The organism is Massilia sp. AB1, assembly GCF_018119385.1.
Lineage (GTDB): Bacteria > Pseudomonadota > Gammaproteobacteria > Burkholderiales > Burkholderiaceae_D > Telluria.
On the sequence record NZ_JAGKSG010000012.1, the window covers coordinates 36916 to 53657 of the forward strand.

12 protein-coding genes and 1 pseudogene are annotated in these 16742 nt (G+C 66.2%); 5 read left to right on the forward strand and 8 right to left on the reverse strand.

Annotated elements, in window-relative coordinates; translation table 11 throughout:
- Nucleotides 1-4 precede the first annotated feature (4 nt).
- On the reverse strand, nucleotides 5-898 hold the full coding sequence (locus J8847_RS09385) for a LysR substrate-binding domain-containing protein (protein WP_211524436.1): 894 nt from the start codon (nucleotides 896-898) through the stop codon (nucleotides 5-7).
- 142 nt (nucleotides 899-1040) lie between these two features.
- Here J8847_RS09385 and J8847_RS09390 point away from each other — a divergent pair, with 142 nt between their 5' ends.
- The 5 genes and pseudogenes from J8847_RS09390 to J8847_RS09410 all read left to right on the forward strand — a co-directional run bounded on the left by J8847_RS09390 (nucleotide 1041) and on the right by J8847_RS09410 (nucleotide 4572).
- Nucleotides 1041-1754, forward strand: a complete 714-nt coding sequence (locus tag J8847_RS09390; RefSeq protein WP_211524437.1) for a glutathione S-transferase family protein — start codon at nucleotides 1041-1043, stop codon at nucleotides 1752-1754.
- A 41-nt stretch (nucleotides 1755-1795) separates the two neighbouring features.
- Nucleotides 1796-2653 (forward strand): AraC family transcriptional regulator, encoded by an 858-nt coding sequence (locus J8847_RS09395; protein WP_211524438.1) that lies wholly within the window; start codon nucleotides 1796-1798, stop codon nucleotides 2651-2653.
- A gap of 72 nt (nucleotides 2654-2725) precedes the next feature.
- A complete protein-coding gene (locus J8847_RS09400) occupies nucleotides 2726-3220 on the forward strand; it encodes an NADH-quinone oxidoreductase subunit B family protein (protein ID WP_211524439.1) in 495 nt (164 codons plus the stop codon).
- 86 nt (nucleotides 3221-3306) lie between these two features.
- The gene (locus J8847_RS09405) at nucleotides 3307-3951 is read left to right on the forward strand and encodes a glutathione S-transferase family protein (protein WP_211524440.1); all 645 of its coding nucleotides are present in this window, start codon (nucleotides 3307-3309) and stop codon (nucleotides 3949-3951) included.
- A gap of 10 nt (nucleotides 3952-3961) precedes the next feature.
- Nucleotides 3962-4572: pseudogene (locus tag J8847_RS09410) on the forward strand (HD domain-containing protein).
- Here the strand turns inward: J8847_RS09410 and J8847_RS09415 are convergent.
- The 7 genes from J8847_RS09415 to J8847_RS09445 form a co-directional block, all read right to left on the reverse strand.
- On the reverse strand, nucleotides 4562-5854 hold the full coding sequence (locus tag J8847_RS09415; RefSeq protein WP_211524441.1) for a sorbosone dehydrogenase family protein: 1293 nt from the start codon (nucleotides 5852-5854) through the stop codon (nucleotides 4562-4564). The pseudogene J8847_RS09410 and the gene J8847_RS09415 overlap by 11 nt on opposite strands.
- Nucleotides 5851-6282: a DUF2231 domain-containing protein gene (locus J8847_RS09420; protein ID WP_211524442.1), complete on the reverse strand. Its 432-nt coding sequence runs from the start codon at nucleotides 6280-6282 to the stop codon at nucleotides 5851-5853. The genes J8847_RS09415 and J8847_RS09420 overlap by 4 nt, the downstream gene beginning before the upstream one ends.
- A 297-nt stretch (nucleotides 6283-6579) precedes the next feature.
- Entirely contained in the window at nucleotides 6580-7194 is a 615-nt protein-coding gene (locus J8847_RS09425) for a TetR/AcrR family transcriptional regulator (protein WP_211524443.1), read from the reverse strand.
- Nucleotides 7195-7398: 204 nt separating this feature from the next.
- Complete coding sequence (locus J8847_RS09430; protein ID WP_211524444.1) at nucleotides 7399-10383, reverse strand: TonB-dependent receptor domain-containing protein; 2985 nt, start codon at nucleotides 10381-10383, stop codon at nucleotides 7399-7401.
- Nucleotides 10384-10422: 39 nt separating this feature from the next.
- Nucleotides 10423-11721 (reverse strand): DUF3472 domain-containing protein, encoded by a 1299-nt coding sequence (locus tag J8847_RS09435; RefSeq protein ID WP_211524445.1) that lies wholly within the window; start codon nucleotides 11719-11721, stop codon nucleotides 10423-10425.
- Nucleotides 11722-11759: 38 nt separating this feature from the next.
- Nucleotides 11760-13121 (reverse strand): Gfo/Idh/MocA family protein, encoded by a 1362-nt coding sequence (locus J8847_RS09440; RefSeq protein ID WP_211524446.1) that lies wholly within the window; start codon nucleotides 13119-13121, stop codon nucleotides 11760-11762.
- Nucleotides 13122-13212: 91 nt separating this feature from the next.
- The gene (locus J8847_RS09445) at nucleotides 13213-16524 is read right to left on the reverse strand and encodes a TIM-barrel domain-containing protein (RefSeq protein WP_211524447.1); all 3312 of its coding nucleotides are present in this window, start codon (nucleotides 16522-16524) and stop codon (nucleotides 13213-13215) included.
- Between the last annotated feature and the right edge of the window lie 218 nt (nucleotides 16525-16742).

Sequence of the window (16742 nt, forward strand, 5' to 3'; positions counted from 1 at the left end):
CGCGTCAGCCGGCTTCCGGAATCCGCTGCGCCAGCAGCTCCGCCACCGCCCGTACCGAAGGAAGCTGCCCGCGCCGGTGCGGCATCAGGAGCGTCGTCGTGACGCTTCCGGCGGTCCATTGCGGCAGCACCCGGACCAGAGTCCCGGCCTGCAGGGCGGCGTTGCACAGCTTGCGCGGCAGGCAGGTGATGCCCAGGCTTGCCGCGGCCGCCGCGAGCAACACACTGGACTCGTTGGCCGAGAACTTCGCTTGCGGCCGCCCCTCCGCCGTCTTCCCCGCCTCGTCCTGCAACTGCCAGCCGCCCGCTTGGGGGTTGGTCAGCAAGCCTTGGTGGGCAGGGAGTTCCTCCGGCTGCGCCGGTTCGCCATGCGCCGCCAGGTAGTCCGGCGAGGCGACCAGGTAGACCGGATCGCTGCACACGGTGCGCTGGATCAGCCCTGAATCGGGAAGCGGCGCGAAGTGGTCGCGCACGGCGATATCGAATCCTTCCTGCACGATGTCGACGAAGCGGTCGGCCGCCTGCACCGCTACGTGCAAGCGCGGATACTTCTGCGCCAGTTCCACCAGCGGCTTGGCCAAGGCCAGCTGCACTGTCGGCAGCGAGGCCGTGATCCGCACCGTGCCGCTCGGCTCGGCCAGGCGTCCCCTGACGAGATTCTCCGCGGTCTCTGCCTCGATCAGCATGGCCACGGCGTGGCGGTAGAACTCCTGGCCCAGGTCGGTCACCGAGAAGCGGCGCGAGGAGCGCTGGATCAGGCGCACGCCCAGGTGCGCTTCCAGCGCGGCGACGCGCTTGGCCAGGGTCGACTTGGGCGTGCCGGTCGCGCGCGCCGCCGGCGAGAACCCGCCGCGGTCGACGACCTGCACGAAGAAGGAAACATCGTTCAGGTTCAGCATGCTCATCGTCCACAAATATGGACGCTGATTCTACACCGGCCAGTCTATTCTCTCATCGTCCACGCAGCTATAGTCATCCTACGCATCCGGACGCGCTTCACTATCAACACTTCACTTCGAACACTTCAAAGGAAAAGAACCCATGGAACCAGTCCTGTTTTACGGTGTACCCGGCGGATGCTCGCTTGCCTCCATCATTGCACTCGAGTGGCTCGGCCAGCCTTACAAGCTGTGCCGCATCGAGATGCTGGAGCAGCCCTGGCCGCCCACTTTCACCCGCTTCAATCCGCGCATGAAGACGCCTGCCCTGCGGCTCGGCGGGGGCGGCGCCAGCCTGACCGAAAGCGCGGCCATTCTCCAGCATATCGGGGGGCGCGGCATCAAGCAGGGCCTCGGCTTCCGCCAGGGCACGCTGGAGTTCGACCGCCTGGCCGAGATGCTGTCCTACCTCACCACTGATTTCTTCGCCGCCTTCGCCCCGCTGTGGAAGTCGTATGAAGGGCAAGGCTTGAGCGAGGAGCGCAAGCAGCAGATGCGCGCGGACGGCCTGGAATTGGTCAGGCACGAATTCGGCCACGTCGAACGCATGCTCGGCGAGCGCAGCTGGTTGCTGGGCGGCGAAGCGCCGACGGTCGCCGACGCCTACCTGTTCGCCGTCAGCCGCTGGGCCGACTACCACCGGCTGTTCGATACCCAGGCGCTCTTCCCCGCCATCCACCGCCATGCGGAGCGCGTCGGGAGCTCCCCGGCGGGGCGCTTCGCGCTGGAGATCGAAGAAGGCAGGAACGTCCGCGGCGGCGGGGCATTCCGCGGGCACGTGACCCTGGACGAACTGGCGGGAAGACTGGTGGCCTGACACCAGCCTGCCTGCAAGGCCTGAGCTGCTACCATAGGCGGATGCCCGCCCTTCCCGCCCTGAACGAACAGCCTTTGCGCGCCATCGTCCTGCCGCGCCGGGAGTTGGCGCCCTTCGTACGCAACTTCATGTTCGGCGGCTTCGACGGCGCCGAGGTGCACCTGCCGGCCCGCCCCGACCCGCAGCTGGTGGTCTACCTGCGCGGCGGCAGCCTGGTGCTGCACGAGGACGGTCCCGCGCAGCAGCTGCCTCAGGCCTTCGTGACCGGTCCCGTGCTGGCGCCGGGCCGCTTTCGCGCGGCGCCGCACAGCTGCTTCATTTCCGCGACCTTCAAGCCATCCGGCTTCCTGCGCTGCTTCGGCCTGCCGGTCAACCTGCTCGGCCCGGACCCCGTGCCGCTCGACGCCCTGCTGCCGCCGGACGAGCTGCTGCCGCTGCTGGAGCGCCTGCACCGTGGCCGGCGCGTCGGCGAGCTGGTCGAGGCGCTCGAAGCCTTCTTGCTGCGCAAGCGGATGCAAGGCGGACGCGAAGCCCCTGCCCTGCCGGCCCTGCCGGCAGAACAGCTGCTGCGGCCGGCAGCGGAGCTGGCCGGCGACCTGGGGCTGAGCACCCGCCAGTTCGAACGCCGCTTCCTGATGCACCACGGCCTGCCCCTGCGCGACGTGCGCAGGCTGGCGCGCTTCTCGCTGGGGCTGGCGATCCTGATGCGCGGCGGGCCGGGCGGCCTGGCCGCGGCGGCCCATGCGGCAGGCTATGTCGACCAGCCTCACTTCACGCGCGACTTCAGGCAGTTCGTCGGCGACACCCCGGCCAGCTTCCTCAGGAGCCGTTTCGACAGCGGCACCGGCTACGGATTCTGGCAGTTCGACAGCGAGGAGCTGCAGGCCTTCACCACCTAGCGCATGTCGCGTCCGTACAAGACGCCGCCGGTCCGCCTTCGTATGCTTCCAGGCGTTCACAAGGAGACCGGCATGGAAGACACGAACACCCTGCAAGACACGGCGCTGGAAGGCCAGCACTATCTGCTGACCAGCGTCGACACCCTGGTTGGCCACGTACGCAGCAACAGCATCTGGTACTTGTCCTTCGGCCTGGCCTGCTGCGCGGTCGAGATGATGCAGGCCGCCTCGGCCCGCTACGACATGGACCGCTTCGGCCTCATTCCGCGCGCCAGTCCGCGCCAGGCGGACCTGATGATCGTCGCCGGCACCCTGACCAACAAGATGGCGACCGCGCTGCGCAAGGTCTACGACCAGATGCCGGACCCGAAATACGTGATCTCGATGGGTTCCTGCGCCAACGGCGGCGGCTATTACCATTACTCGTATTCGGTAGTGCGCGGCTGCGACCGCATCATCCCGGTCGACGTCTACATTCCCGGCTGCCCGCCCACGGCGGAGGCCCTGATCTACGGAATCATGCAGCTGCAGCGGAAGCTGCGGCGGCGGCAACTCATCAAGCGCTGATACCGGCCATTTTTTTCGATGATTATGCGTGACATCCCGCATGCACATGGCCTAAGCTCTGCACTTCCATTCAAGGGAGGAAACCGATGTACACGCTGCACTACTCACCGGGCACCGCCAGCATGGTGGTTCACGCGATGCTGCTGGAAACCGGGGCGCCGCACCAGCTGCAATTGGTCGACTTCGACAAGGACCAGCAGCACGACAGCGCCTACCTGGAGCTCAACCCCGGCGGCGTGGTGCCCACCCTGGTCGTGGACGGCGTCGTGATGCAGGAATCGGCGGCGCAAGTCATGCTGCTGGCCGAGCGCCATCCCGAGGCGGGCCTGGCGCCGGCGCCGGGCACGCCCGGCCGCGCCGACTGGATGAAGTGGAGCGTGCACCTGTCCTGCCACCTGGGCGCCTTGTACCGGACCTGGTTCTATTCGGGGGACATCGGCCTCGACGAGCATCCGGCCGCCGTGCGCGAAGCCCTGCGCGGGAAGATCGAGTCCACCCTGGACCGCATCGACCGCCATCTCGCCAGCAACGGCCCCTACCTGCTGGGCGAGACCTTCTCCAGCGCCGACCTCCAGCTGACCATGTACATCCGCTGGGCGCGCAACATGTCGCGTCCGGGCACCACCTGGACGCACCTGAACGACCTCGCGCTGCGCGTGTTCCAGCGCCCGAGCTGGAAGACCATGTGCGAGATCGAAGGGCTGAACGACTGGCGGCCAGTGGGCGCCTGACGGAGACCGCATGGACCAGGAGACCATCCGGGCCAGACTGGCCTTCCTGCGCGCCGCCGAATCGCTCAAGAGCGTCCTGCGCAGCGCCACACCTCGTCCGGACGTCCGGAGAGCACGGCCGAACACACCTGGCGCCTGTGCCTGATGGCCCTGGCCTTCGAAGACGGCCTGGCGGGCCTGGACATGCTGAAGGTGCTGAAGCTGTGCGTGGTCCACGACCTGGGCGAAGCCATCCACGGCGACATCCCGGCCATCGCCCAGGCCGATCCCGCCGCCAAGAGCGAACAGGAGCGGCAAGACATGCTGCAGCTCACCCAGCCGCTCGACCCGGTGCTGCGCCAGGAGATCCTCGCGCTGTGGGAGGAATACGAGAATGCCGCGACGCCCGAAGCCCGGGCGGTCAAGGCCATGGACAAGCTGGAGACGATCCTGCAGCATAACCAGGGCGATAATCCGGCGGACTTCGACTATGCGTTCAACCTCGGCTACGGTCAGCGCTACACGCAGGCGCATCCCCTGTTCGCGGCGGTCCGGGGAATGCTCGATGAGGAAACGCGCACCCGCGCCGCCGCGGCGCAGCGGACGCACGCGGCCTCGGACCAGGCTGGATTTACCGACTAGGGATCACCCGCCACACCGTGTTCGCCAGGTCATCCGCGACGATCAGCGCCCCGCGCGGATCGACGGTCACACCGACCGGCCGCCCGCGCGTCTTCCCATCCGTATCACGGAAGCCGGTCACGAAATCGACCGCTTCACCGGAAGGACGCCCATTGCTGAAGGGGACAAAGATCACCTTGTAGCCCACAGGCGGGATGCGGTTCCAGCTGCCGTGCTCCCCGACGAAGACTCCGCTCGCAAACTGTTCACCCATCGCCGGCACAGAAAAGCTCAGGCCGAGCGCCGCGACGTGCGAGCCCAAGCTGTAATCCGGCTTGACGGCGGCGGCGACCTTTTCCTTGTCCTGGGGCTTGACACGGGTATCGACGTTCTGGCCCCAGTAGCTGTACGGCCAGCCATAGAATGCCCCTTCGCGCACCGAGGTCAGGTAGTCCGGCACCAGGTCCGGTCCCAGTTCGTCGCGTTCGTTGACCACTGCCCACAACTGCCCGGTTTGCGGATGCATCGCCAGGGCCGTCGGATTGCGTAGCCCGGTCGCATACGGCTTGTGGGCGCCCGTGGCGGCGTCGACCTGCCATACCATGGCCCGGTCGACCTCGGCCTCCATGCCGCGCTCGGTGATATTGCTGTTGGAGCCGATGCCGACATACAGGAAGCGCCCATCGGGACTGACGGTCAGCGCCTTGGTCCAGTGGTGATTGATCTCGGAGGGCAGCTTGGTGACGCTGACAGGCGGGCCGCTGGCCTTGGTCTGGCCTTCCTTGTAGTCGAAGCTGACCAGCTCGTCCTGGTTGGCCACGTAAAGCTTGTTGCCGGCCAGGGCCAGGCCGTAAGGGGCATTCAGGTTTTCCGCGAACACGGTATTCAGCTCGTACTGGCCGTCGCCATCGGCATCGCGCAGCAAAGTCAGGCGATTCCCGCCTTTGACCTTGGTATTGCCCTTGGCCTTGATATAACCGGCGATCACATCCTTGGGCTTGAGCTTGGCCGCGCCGCCTCCGCGTCCTTCCGCCACCAGGATATCGCCGTTGGGCAGCACCAGGGTCTGCCGCGGAATCTTCAGGCCGGTTGCGATCGCCGTGATGGTAAAACCCTTCGGTACGCTGGGCTTGCGATCGCCCCAGGCCTCCGGTTCGGCAATCTTCATGCTGGGCAGCAAACCGCGCTGCGGTTCGGGCAACTTCGGATCGGCCCCGAGCGCCTGGCTGCCTGCGCCGTCTTCTCCGCATGCGGCCAGCAGCAGCGCCGCGCCCAGCACCGTCAATGGCTTCCATGGCTTCATTTCACACCTCCCTGACGCGGTCCCAGTCCCACCCAGGTCGCGGCGCAGGCCAGCACGGCCACGATGATGGACAAGACCAGGCCGGCCGGCATCACGGCCCAGGCGTCCTTGGCATGCACGAAAGCGTCGATCAGTCCCAGCACCCAGGTTGCCAGCAGCAGCAGGAAATACAGCGCGGGATGCCCCGCCTTGCGCTCCGCCCGGATGAGATTGACCAGGGCAAACAGAAGAGCCAGGCCGCAGAACAGCAAGCCGCCCGCGATGAGCCAGGACGCGAAGTTGCCCCACTGAATCTGGTACGTCTGGTAGTAGGCGACATCGCTCAGCAAGGCGCCCAGGAAAAGAGGAACACTACCGGCAAGCAAGGTGGCGTGCAGCGGCCCTGGCGGGTGGCGATAGTGTACGCCGGCGGTCGTTGGAGAAGACATGGCATCGTCCTTTTGTTGTTCGCTTGATCAGATCGTAGCGACAAGTTGAAGTGCATGTCGCATAGCTGATCCAGGCGTACGTCTCCCCCAGCCGACCGCTTTAGAAAAAGGTGAAATCCTCGTTCGATTTCGGGACGATGCGCATCACGCAGCCCAGCACATACCAGACATAGCCGCCGAAAGGCAGGGCCAGCAACCATAGATTGGACATGACGATCTCCTCGCTCACGCTTCATTTCGCACACATGTGCGAAATAACTTGAAAAAAATGGCGGGCTTGGCCCACCGCCGGTACTGCTATTCCAGGTCGTTGAAACTCTTGTAGGTCGAGATCAGGCGGTTGAAGGCCCGCTGCACCCGGCGCGCCGTGGCGTCGCCGCGCAGGAAGCGCACGTCGTGCATCATCCCGATGATCAGGCTGTAGATCTCGAACACCAGCTGCTCGGGATCGGTGTCCGGGCGCAGGTGTCCTTCCTCGATCGCCTGCAGCACCGTCTTGCGCAGCGATGCGCGCCAGCGCACCACGCCCTCTTCCAGCCGGTCGCGCAGTGGGCCGGGGACGTCGTCGAATTCGAAGGCGCCCGCCGTATAAAGACAGGCGCCGCGCGAGGTATCGCTGCCGATGCGCTTGAGCCACAGCTCGACCTGCTTCACCAGGCGCGGCAAGCCCCTGGGCGCTTTCAGTGCCGGCAGGAAGACTTCTTCCGCGAACACGCGGTCGTACTCCTCCAGCACCGCGAGCTGCAGCGCTTCGAGCGACGCGACGCGGGAGAAGATGCCGCTCTTGCTGATGCCGGTGCGCTTGGACAGCTCGCCCAGCGAGAGCTTGCCGATCCCCTCGGCAGCGGCCATTTCCATGGCGGCGCCGACGATGGTGGCGTAGGTGGCTTCGCTTTTGGCAGTGGAGTTCATGGAGCCACTTTAGCACAGTTGTGCGAAATGACAAGCAGTATTTGGCAAACCCGCGAACCTTACAAACTTCAGTTAGCAGAAAGACCGTCGTCCCGGCGAAGGCCGGGACCCAAGTTCTGCGAGCGTTACTGAGACGCTAAACTTGGGTCCCGGCCTTCGCCGGGACGACGTTTGGATGCTAACTAAACTAGATTACTTCGCGGCTTACCAGAACTTGTAGCTTGCCGAGAACGCGAACTGGCGCCCAAACAGGTTCTGGCTGTGGTTGTAGCCTTCCCAGCCGTTCGGATCGTAGTACGGTTTCTTGTCGAGCACGTTCTTGATGTTGATACCCAGGTTCAGGTTCTTCATCGGTTTCCAGTTGAAGCCCAGGTTCACCGTCGTGTACGACGGGGCGCCGTCGCACAGCTCTTCCGGCAGCGACACACCCGCCGCGGTGCAGTTCTCCGGCGTGTTGTCGGTGTCGTAGTCGCCGTAGGCCCACTTGGTCCCGCCCGTGTAGTTCACGAACAGGCTGGTGGTGAAGTTACCGTACATCCAATCCGCGTTGACCGTGCCGCGCACGCGCGGCGAGTCGTAGTAGCCGACGTAGTTGCCCGAGAAACCGCTGCCGTCGCCGTAGTCGTAGGTCTCGCGGCGGCGGATCGTCACCGCGGCGCCGGTGTTCAGCTTGCCCCAGTTCCCCAGCGAGAAACGGGTGCGCGCGTCGATGTCGAAGCCGTCGACCAGCGTGCTGCCGCGGTTCAGGTAGGAGTTGATCAGGCCGCCCAGGTTGCCCACCGAGTAGGTCGGCAGGCCGCCGGCGCAGGCCGCCGCATTGGCCGGGTTGGCGCACATGGTGGCCACGGCCGCCATGTTGGCGCGGTCGGCGTCGGTCAGGGCGTTGCGGATCGCCTTGTCGGTGCCGGCCAGGCCCGGGCCGTACTGGTCGACCAGTTCGGTGAACAGCTCGTTGAAGTCCTGGCGCACGATCTCGTTGCGGCGCTTCACGTACCAGTAGTCGAACGAGATGCTGAGGTCCTTGATCGGCTGCAGCACCAGGCCCACGGTCGCGATCTTGGCCTTCTCCGGCTGCAGGTCCGGGTTCGGCGGGGTCAGGCCGCCCACCGTGGTCGAGCAGTTGGAGTTGAACAGGCTCTTGCCCAGGTCGACCTCGGTGGCGGTCGCCGATTTCATCAACAGGTTGGCGATGGCGTTGGTCTCGTCGCAGCGCACGGTGTCGCGGATGCCGCCCACCTGGGCGAACACGCCGCCCGAGCCGGATTCGGCCAGGTTCGGGGCGCGGAAGCCTTCGGAATATGTGCCGCGCACCATCACCTCGGGACGCGCGCGCCACACCACGCCGATCTTCGGCGCCAGGTTGGCGCTGAAGTTCGGGTACTTGTCCAGGCGCGCGGCGGCGTTGACTTCGAGCTTGTCGGTCACCGGGACCACCACTTCGCCGAACACCGCGCTGATGGTGCGCTCGCCGTCGAACCAGGAACCGCCCTGCTGGGTGATCAGGCCATTCGCCGCGTCGGCATTGCCCGGGGTGTCGAAGCTTTCGCGCATCAGGTTGGCCCCGAAGGCGGCGCGCACTTCGCGGTCGCCCAGCTTCATCAGCGTGCCTTCGATCTTGCCGTCCCAGGTGATCAGCTTGGTCCAGGACTGGATGTCGAAGGTCGGGTAGGCTTCGCGCAGCAGCGCGGCATTGGCCTCGCTGATTTCGCCGAATTTATAGGCCGGGTTGTCCGCGATATAGGTGCGGCCGGTGACCGGGTCGGTCGTGAACGGGCCGAAGGCCTTGGCGAAACCGGCGGTGTTGATGTTCACGGTCTGGTACAGGGTCGAGTGGCTGCCTGCGATGCTCAGCGCGGTCTCGAATTCCCAGTCGCCGAATACGCTGCCGCGCAGGCCGGCCACCGCGCGGTAGCTGTCATCCACGTTTTTCTGGCCGAAGTGGCCGACGGCGTCCTGCATCAGGTAGTTCAGGCCGGCCGCGCCGCCCATCATGGCCGCCATCTCCGGCGACAGCCTGCCCTGCAGGTAGACGTTGTTCGGGCCCAGGTAGGGATTGACGAAGGTATTCAGCTTGGTGCCGGTGTTGCGCGCAAACCAGTTGCTGGTGCTGCCGCTGTTGAAGCTGCGCGGGCCGTTCTCGCCGCGCATGCGGATGTGGGTGTATGCCGCTTCCGCGAAGCCTTCCAGGCCGCCGCCGAAGCGCTTGCGGCCGGCCAGGTAGCCGGTGATGCGGTCCGAGGTCGGGCCGGTATCGAGCGCGTACGGCAGGTTGTTCCAGATACAGCGCGTACCGGAGGCTTCGGTGATCGCGGTCGGGCAGCCGTTGACGGCGCGCTGGACGCGGGCGTTGTTGCGCGCCGGGTCGAACACGAACAGGGTGCCCGGATTCAGCACGCCCGGCTCACTGCCGGTGCCGATGCGGAAGTTGGAGATGAAGTTCGGATTGTTGACGTAGAAGTAATCGGGGCGCTTGTCGTAGGTGTCGGCCAGCGAAATGCGGTCGCGCTGGTAGACGTTGACCGAGCCGTAGATGTTGTAACCGTCTTCGGCCAGGTCGCCGGTGCCGAACAGCAGGCTGCCCTGCTTCTCGCCGTAGGACTTGACATCGGCGGACGTGTCATAGCTGGCGCGCGCTTCCAGGCCCTGGTAGTTCTTCTTGGTGATCACGTTGATCACGCCCGCCACCGCGTCCGAACCGTAGACCGCCGAAGCGCCGTCGGTCAGGACTTCCATGCGTTCGATCGCCGCCGCCGGGATCGCATCGATGTTCACGAACATGGTCTGGAAGCCGGACGGCGCGCCATAGAAGGACAGGCGGCGGCCGTTGAGCAGCACCAGGGTGCCCTGGGCGCCGAGGCCGCGCAGGTTGGCCTGCGAGGCGCCGTCCGAACCGGTGAACATCGAGCGGAAGTCCTGCTGGGCGGGACGCGCCGCCGGCAGGTTGTCCAGCACCTGCATCAGGGTGCGGGCGCCCATGTTCTCGATCTGCTTGGCGTCCACCACCTGCACCGGCGAGGCGGTTTCGGCGTTGATGCGCTTCAGGCTGGAGCCGGTCACTTCGACCCGCGCCATCTTCTCGGGCTTGCCCTCCTCCTTGTTGGTCGTTTTGTCATCCACCTGGCCGGCGGCCAGTGCGCTCGACGCCATTCCTGCGGCCGCCAGCGCGGCGATCAGTGTCTTGAGTTTCAAGTGCCTCTCCTTTTGTAATAATAGTTGTGTGTAAATCGCTTACTGCATGGGGAGCGTGTTCACGTCCACGCCGGGCGCAATGCCCAGTGCGGGACGGGTGAAGTTCTGGTTGATCGGGACGGAGTCGCTGAAGAAGCCGCCGTTGCGCAGGTAGAAGCCACTGCCGCGCAGCCCGCCCGCGTAGTCCATGCGCTGGGCGTTGGCGGCGGTGGCGTCGCCGGTGAAGCGCGCATTGGTGATCTCGCTCCAGGTCCCGCTGGTGGAGCGCGCCCACTGGTTGCCGTATTCGGCCAGGCGGCCCAGGTAGCCCTTGGTGTCCAGGAAGTTCTCGAGGAAGGAATACACGCCCGCGTGGTAGGTCGTGGTCGCCGGGCGCTTCCAGGTGGCGATGTAGCGCCAGGCGCCGGTTTCCGGCGCGAAGAACCAGGCCGAGAAATCGGTGGCGCCGGCGCCATCCGGGCGCACGCGGGTGACGAAGCGGTAGGTATTGCCCGCCACCCAGTTGTACAGCAGGTAGGACTGGCCGCCCGTGCCTTCGCCGCCGAAGCCGTTGTCCACCACGCCCGCCCCCTTGCCCACCAGGGTGGTCTTGGCGCCGTTGTCGGCGTCCCAGATCGAGAACAGCACGCGGCGCTCGGACGGCGAATTGACCTGGATGCCGAAGTAGCCGCCATTGAAACCGTTGGCCATGTAGTAGGAGCCGATCGCGTCCTGCCCCACCGGCACCGACAGCTCGCTGTAGAAGTATTCGGTATTCGCCGGCACCGCAAAGCCCAGGTGGACCGAGGGGCCGCGCCGCGACCAGTAGTAGTTGGCGGCGTCATTCGCATAATTGACCGGCGTCGCCGTGTCGACGGTGAGGCCGGCGACGTCGCCGAAATAGCCGCCGTCCTTGCTCACGCCCTGCAAGTCGACCTTGATGTAGCCGGCCGGCAGATCGAGCGTGCCGACGGTGTAGGTCTTCTTCGCGCCCTTGCTCAGCGCCAGCGTGTACGGCGCGCCGTCGACGGTGACGCGCACGGTGCTGCTCTTGCTGCCGGACAGGCTGGCGTCCAGGCCAATGGTGGCGCTGCCCGCCTGCGCCATCCGGAACCAGATGCTGGTGACGGTGGACGGATTGGTCCAGTTGGACAGGCCATTCGCGGTGATGGTCTCGGTCGCACCGGCGCCCGCCGTCGTCACGAAGGCATTGCCAGCCAGCGCCACGTTCAGGGGCGCCGCCACCACCGCCTTCTTGCCCGCCGTCGGGTCTGCGGCTGCGCGCGGTTCGGCGTGGACATGGGCGCAACCCAGCAAGGCGATTGCGACGGCATTCAACATCAGCATCCTGGATTTCATCTGGTTCTCCTCGAGGTGTGGAACAGCATGAGTCCGCATCAATAGCGGTCGTCGAAAGCGAAGATCGGTTTGCGGTTGCGCCACTGGCCGCCCGTGAAGTCCGGGAAGTCGAGGGTCTGGAAGCCGAGGGCGATCGACTGCTCGGACAGCGGCGTGATCGCGCTCCAGGTGATGGCGTCGTAGATATCGATGGGCATCGGCGCGTTCTCCTTCAGCGCCTCGATAAAGGCGTGGATCACGAAGAAGTCCATGCCGCCGTGGCCTGCGCTCGCCGCGCGTTCGCCGTACTTGCGCCAGAGCGGGTGCTCGTACTTGTCCTGCCACTGCTTGAAGTCGTCCCATTCGTGGGGCTTGCTCACGCCTTCCACGTGCACCGAGCGGTTCAGGTCCATCCACAGGCCGCGCGTGCCCTGCACGCGGAAGCCCAGCGAATACGGACGCGGCAGCGAAGTGTCATGCTGCAGGATAATGGTCTCGCCGTTGTCGCAGGAGAGCGTGGTGGTTACCAGGTCGCCCAGGCTGAAACGGGTCTTCGCGTTGGGGTGGTCCTTGCCGCCCTGGCGCTGCACGTAGTCGTGCAGCCCGGCCGCCTTGCTGGCGAAGGCATTGATGCGGGTGAAGCGGTTGCCGCGGTTGATGTTGGTGTACATGGCGATCGGGCCGATGCCATGGCTCGGATACAGCTCGCCGTTGCGGCGCACCGAGTGCTCGGTGCGCCAGCGCGCCTCGGACCAGCCCTTCTGGCCGAATTCCACGCCGCCGCCGTAGGGCTTGGCCGGATCGCCGCTGTTGAACTTCACGGCCCGCAGGTCGTGCTGGTAGCCGCCCTGCAGGTGCACCAGTTCGCCGAACAGGCCGGAGCGCACCATGCGCAGCACCGCCAGCACGTCGCGGCGGTAGCAGACGTTCTCGAGCAGCATGTAGGGGGTGCCGGTCTTGAGCTGGGCATCCAGCACGTCCCAGTGGTCCTGCAGGGTCACGCCGGCCACCACTTCGCAGCCGACCGGCACCTTGGTGCGCATGGCCTCGATCGCCATCGGCGCATGCCATTCCCAGGGCGTGGCGATGATCACGCCATCGAGCTTGCTGGCGTCCAGCATGCGGCGGTAGTCCAGGCTATGGCCGTTCTCGCCGAAGATGGCGGGACGCGCCTTGCCGGCCTTGGTCACCATCTCGACCGCGCGGCCCAGCATGATCGGCTCGATGTCGCACAGCGCCACCACGTCGACGTCGTCACGGCGCACCAGTTCGCGCAGCAGGACCTGGCCGCGCATGCCGGTGCCGATCATGCCGATGCGCAGGCGCTCGCGGCTGGCCGCCGAAGCGCTCGACATCACGCCTGCCGACAGCGCGCTGCCTGCCAGCGCCGAACCCAGGGAAAGAAAATTGCGTCGTTTCATATGCTGTCTCCGTCTTTTTTCGATGCGAGGGATGAGCGGGGCCCTCCCCGCTCCAAGGAGGGGGCTCCGACATCGCTTGAGGTTGAAGTACTTAGCGGGGCTTGACCGTGGCGCCTTCCGTGCCGATCAACACGGCGTTGGCCCAGTTACCGCACGTTCGGGCCGGCTGGGCGCCCGTTGCGCCGAGGGTTCGCAGGCTGAGCTGGCCCAGTCCGCGCACGTCGATTTCGGGCTTGACCACGGCCGGCGCCTTCACCAGGCCGCTGTCGTAGAGCAGGCGCTCGCCGCTCCACACCTGGAAGCGCAGCCCACCTGCATCGCGGCAGCTGTCGTCCACGCCCAGGTCGGCGCGCAGCAGGCGCCAGGCGCCGCCCAGCTGCAGGTCGAGGCGCCCGGCCGGGCCCATGCCGACACCTTTGTTGAAGCGCAGGCCGTTCATGCGCATTTCGCTCGCCTTGCTTGCGGGCTTGTCGCGGCCGAGGGCCTTCGGCAGCGGCAGCTCGCTCAGGTAGCGGCGCAGTTCCTGGCCTTCCGGCACCGGGTGCTCGAGGATGCGGAATTCGGATAGGGTGATCGGCGCCACCTCGGCCGGGGCCGCGGCATCGAAGGCGCGGGCGGGTGCGTCACCCGAGACCGCCGTCACCATCGGATCGGTGCTGGCGGCGCCGCTGCCGTCCGGATTCTGCGTGCTCAGCACGCGGAAGCGCAGCAGGCGGCCGGCGCTGGCCGGGAAGGCGATGGTCTGCGTGTCCTTGGTCAGAGTGAGCTGGCCGCGCTTGACCGGCGCGCCCCACTCGCCATTCGTGTCCGCCAGGTAGATCTCGTAGTCGCGCACCTGGCCATGCTTCCAGTTGGCGTCGCTGCGCGGCGCGATCTCGATGCCATCCACCAGGCGGCGTTCGGTGAAGCCGATCACCCATTCGTGGGCGCCGCTCTTCACAGCCTGGCTGCGCACGGTGCGGAACCAGGTGGCCGGGTTGCCGTCGAAGGCGTTCTCCATCGGGTGGCCCGGCTCTTCCGCAGGACGGTTCACCACGACCATGGCGTCCGGCGGCAGCGCGCGGCCTTGCGCCGGAGCGGCCGGGAAGGCGTCGTCGCCCGCGGCCTGGGCGATGCCTTCCAGCGTGAAGCCCAGCGCCTGGCGGATGTCCTGGCTCGGGGTCTTGACGTGCACGGTACCGAGGCGCTCCTGGGCGTCGAAGAACCAGCCCGCATCGGCGGCGTCGAACCCGGCGCGGCTGAGCTCTTTGAGTGCGGCGCCTTGCGCCAGCACCTTCGTGGGACGCTGGCGGCTGGGCATGCGCAGGCTGTAGCCGCGCTTCGCTTCCTGGCCGTCGTACGCACCTTCGACCGGGTGGATGGTGACGTCGACCTTGCCTCCAGCCTCGCGCATCGCGATCTTCTGGCGGCTGAACGCGCCCTGCTGGTAGCGCCGGGTATTGCCGTCGTCTTCATACAGGGTGTAAGCGGACTCGCCCTGCGGGTAGAGGTCGAGTGTGAGCCTGTGCTTCGGCTTGTGGCCGTCGTACAGCATCTCGGGATACATCGGCACGATGGCGCCGGCGCGCACGAAGACCGGCAGCTTGTCGAGGCTGACCTGGAGGTCGATGTCCTTCCCTTGCGCCCCGGCGACGACCTGGCGGCCGTCCCAGTAGTCGATCCAGCGGCCCTGCGGCAGGTGGATGCCCTTGCGCCAGCCCTGGCTCACGGCCTGGCTGCGGTAGACCGGCGCCACCAGCAGGTCGCGGCCCAGCAGGAACTGGTACTTGTGCGTCTCGAGCAGCGCGGCCGGGTCGTTCGGGTAATCCCACATCAGGCCGCGCACGATCGGCGCGCCGGTTTCCTCGGCCTCGCGCGTCAGGTTGTACATGTAGGGCGTCAGGCGCAGCTTGAGCTTGAGGTAGCGGCGGTTGATGCTGCGGTAAGGCTCGTCGAACCACCATGGATGCTTGCGCGCGCTGGCCGACCAGCCGGACATCCCCATCAGCACCGGGGTGAAGCTCTTCCACTGCAGGTCGCGGGTATAGGTTTCCGGGCTGCCGCCGAAGATGGCGTCGACGTCGCCGGTGGCATAGGCCTGGCCGGACAGGCCCGAGCCGATCAGGGTCGGCACGTGCCAGCGGATGTAGTCCCAGCTGGCGCTCTGGTCGCCGGTCCAGGCCACCGCGTAGCGCTGGGTGCCGGCCCAGCCCATCACGGTCCAGATGAAGGGGCGGCTGTTCGAGTTATTCAGGATGCCGTCGTAGGCGGACTTGTTGGCGTCCAGCGAGAACTGGTAGCCCTTGCCGGTCCAGGCCACGTCGAGCTTCTGCACGCGGCTGCCGGCCTGGCCGACTTCCCAGGCGATCTTGTCGACGCCGTTCTCGGTCCACAGGCCGGTACGGAAGCCCTGTTTGGCCAGGCCCTGCACGGTCTCCGGCAGCGCCGTGTAGCCGCAGCCGTAGCCGTCGTTCGGCAGGATCCAGCCGCCCGGCATGTCGTGTTCGCGGTATTGTTTGGCGACGGTGTCGACCACGTCCGGCGTCTTGCCGGTGGGGCCGTCGCTCCAGCCGCGCGGCACCGTGCCCGGCTTCTTGACGTTGTCGCCGTCGTTATAACAGTCGGCGTCGCCGTATTCCAGGGCCCAGCGCGGCAGCATGCGCGCGCGGCCGGTCCATTCGGTATAGCGGGCCAGCACCTCGTGCATCGACTTGCCGACAAAGTAATAGGCGTCGAAGCGCCCTTCGGCGTGCTGCAGGGTGAGCTGGTTGTCTTCACGCAGGTCGTAGTTGCCGTCGGCCCAGCTGTTGCGCAGCATGCCCCAGCCGCGGGAACTCATCAGGAAGGGCGCGGGATTCGGGCGGTCGCCCTCTTCCCAGCCCCCCGAGTAGGAGACCGGCAGTTCGCGGCCCTTGAATTCGAAGCGCCCGTTCTGCTGGCCGCCGCCGAAGAAGCGCTCGGCCTTGTCGCTGGAGAGCACCTGCACGCTTTGCTTGTCGCCGAGGTCGAGCGCCTGGAGCTCGCGCCACAACGGCTGGGTCTCGCCGGCGCGGTAAAGGGTGAAACGCAGCGGCTTGCGGTCCACGCGCAGGGTCAGCGCATCGGTGCGCAGCACCAGCTGGCCGTTCTCTTCCTTGAATTCGTGCTTCACGTCCTTCGACGCCGTGGCGACCACGATGGCTGCGGCCTTGTCGCCGGGGCCGGTCAGTTCCTTGCGCCCGGCCTGGATGCGCACCACGTCCGCACGCGGCAGGCTGACACGCACCAAGGCGCCGGAATCCGACACCAGGTCCCAGGACGGGCTGTCGGCCTGGACCGGGCTGACGCTGCGCAGGCTGCCGAGCGGCGCGGCCCAGGCGGAGGAAACAGCCAGCGCCAGCAGGGAGACGGCGAGAGGACGATGCAGGGAAGATGCGTGCTTCATGGACAAGGTCTTTCGGATCGTTTTGCGATTTGATGAAGATAATGTATGAACAAAAACAAAGAAGGTCAACAAAAAGGAAAGGAAAACCCTAAAAAAGTTCCAAACTACGAACGAAACACGCCCAAAACCTTTCGTTTAAACTAAAAAATGCCGAGTCATCTTTCGAATTGTGGCGTAGCAAGCACACATCTGTGCATGAATTGGCTCCTCGCAGTCCA

Bases quoted from the DNA above. Each gene is read 5' to 3' on its own strand.
- J8847_RS09405 (WP_211524440.1), top strand. From the start codon at position 3,307: ATGTACACGCTGCACTACTCACCGGGCACCGCCAGCATGGTGGTTCAC.
- J8847_RS09390 (WP_211524437.1), top strand. From the start codon at position 1,041: ATGGAACCAGTCCTGTTTTACGGTGTACCCGGCGGATGCTCGCTTGCC.
- J8847_RS09425 (WP_211524443.1), bottom strand. From the start codon at position 7,194: ATGAACTCCACTGCCAAAAGCGAAGCCACCTACGCCACCATCGTCGGC.
- J8847_RS09440 (WP_211524446.1), bottom strand. From the start codon at position 13,121: ATGAAACGACGCAATTTTCTTTCCCTGGGTTCGGCGCTGGCAGGCAGC.
- J8847_RS09385 (WP_211524436.1), bottom strand. From the start codon at position 898: ATGCTGAACCTGAACGATGTTTCCTTCTTCGTGCAGGTCGTCGACCGC.
- J8847_RS09415 (WP_211524441.1), bottom strand. From the start codon at position 5,854: ATGAAGCCATGGAAGCCATTGACGGTGCTGGGCGCGGCGCTGCTGCTG.
- J8847_RS09420 (WP_211524442.1), bottom strand. From the start codon at position 6,282: ATGTCTTCTCCAACGACCGCCGGCGTACACTATCGCCACCCGCCAGGG.
- J8847_RS09445 (WP_211524447.1), bottom strand. From the start codon at position 16,524: ATGAAGCACGCATCTTCCCTGCATCGTCCTCTCGCCGTCTCCCTGCTG.
- J8847_RS09435 (WP_211524445.1), bottom strand. From the start codon at position 11,721: ATGAAATCCAGGATGCTGATGTTGAATGCCGTCGCAATCGCCTTGCTG.
- J8847_RS09400 (WP_211524439.1), top strand. From the start codon at position 2,726: ATGGAAGACACGAACACCCTGCAAGACACGGCGCTGGAAGGCCAGCAC.
- J8847_RS09395 (WP_211524438.1), top strand. From the start codon at position 1,796: ATGCCCGCCCTTCCCGCCCTGAACGAACAGCCTTTGCGCGCCATCGTC.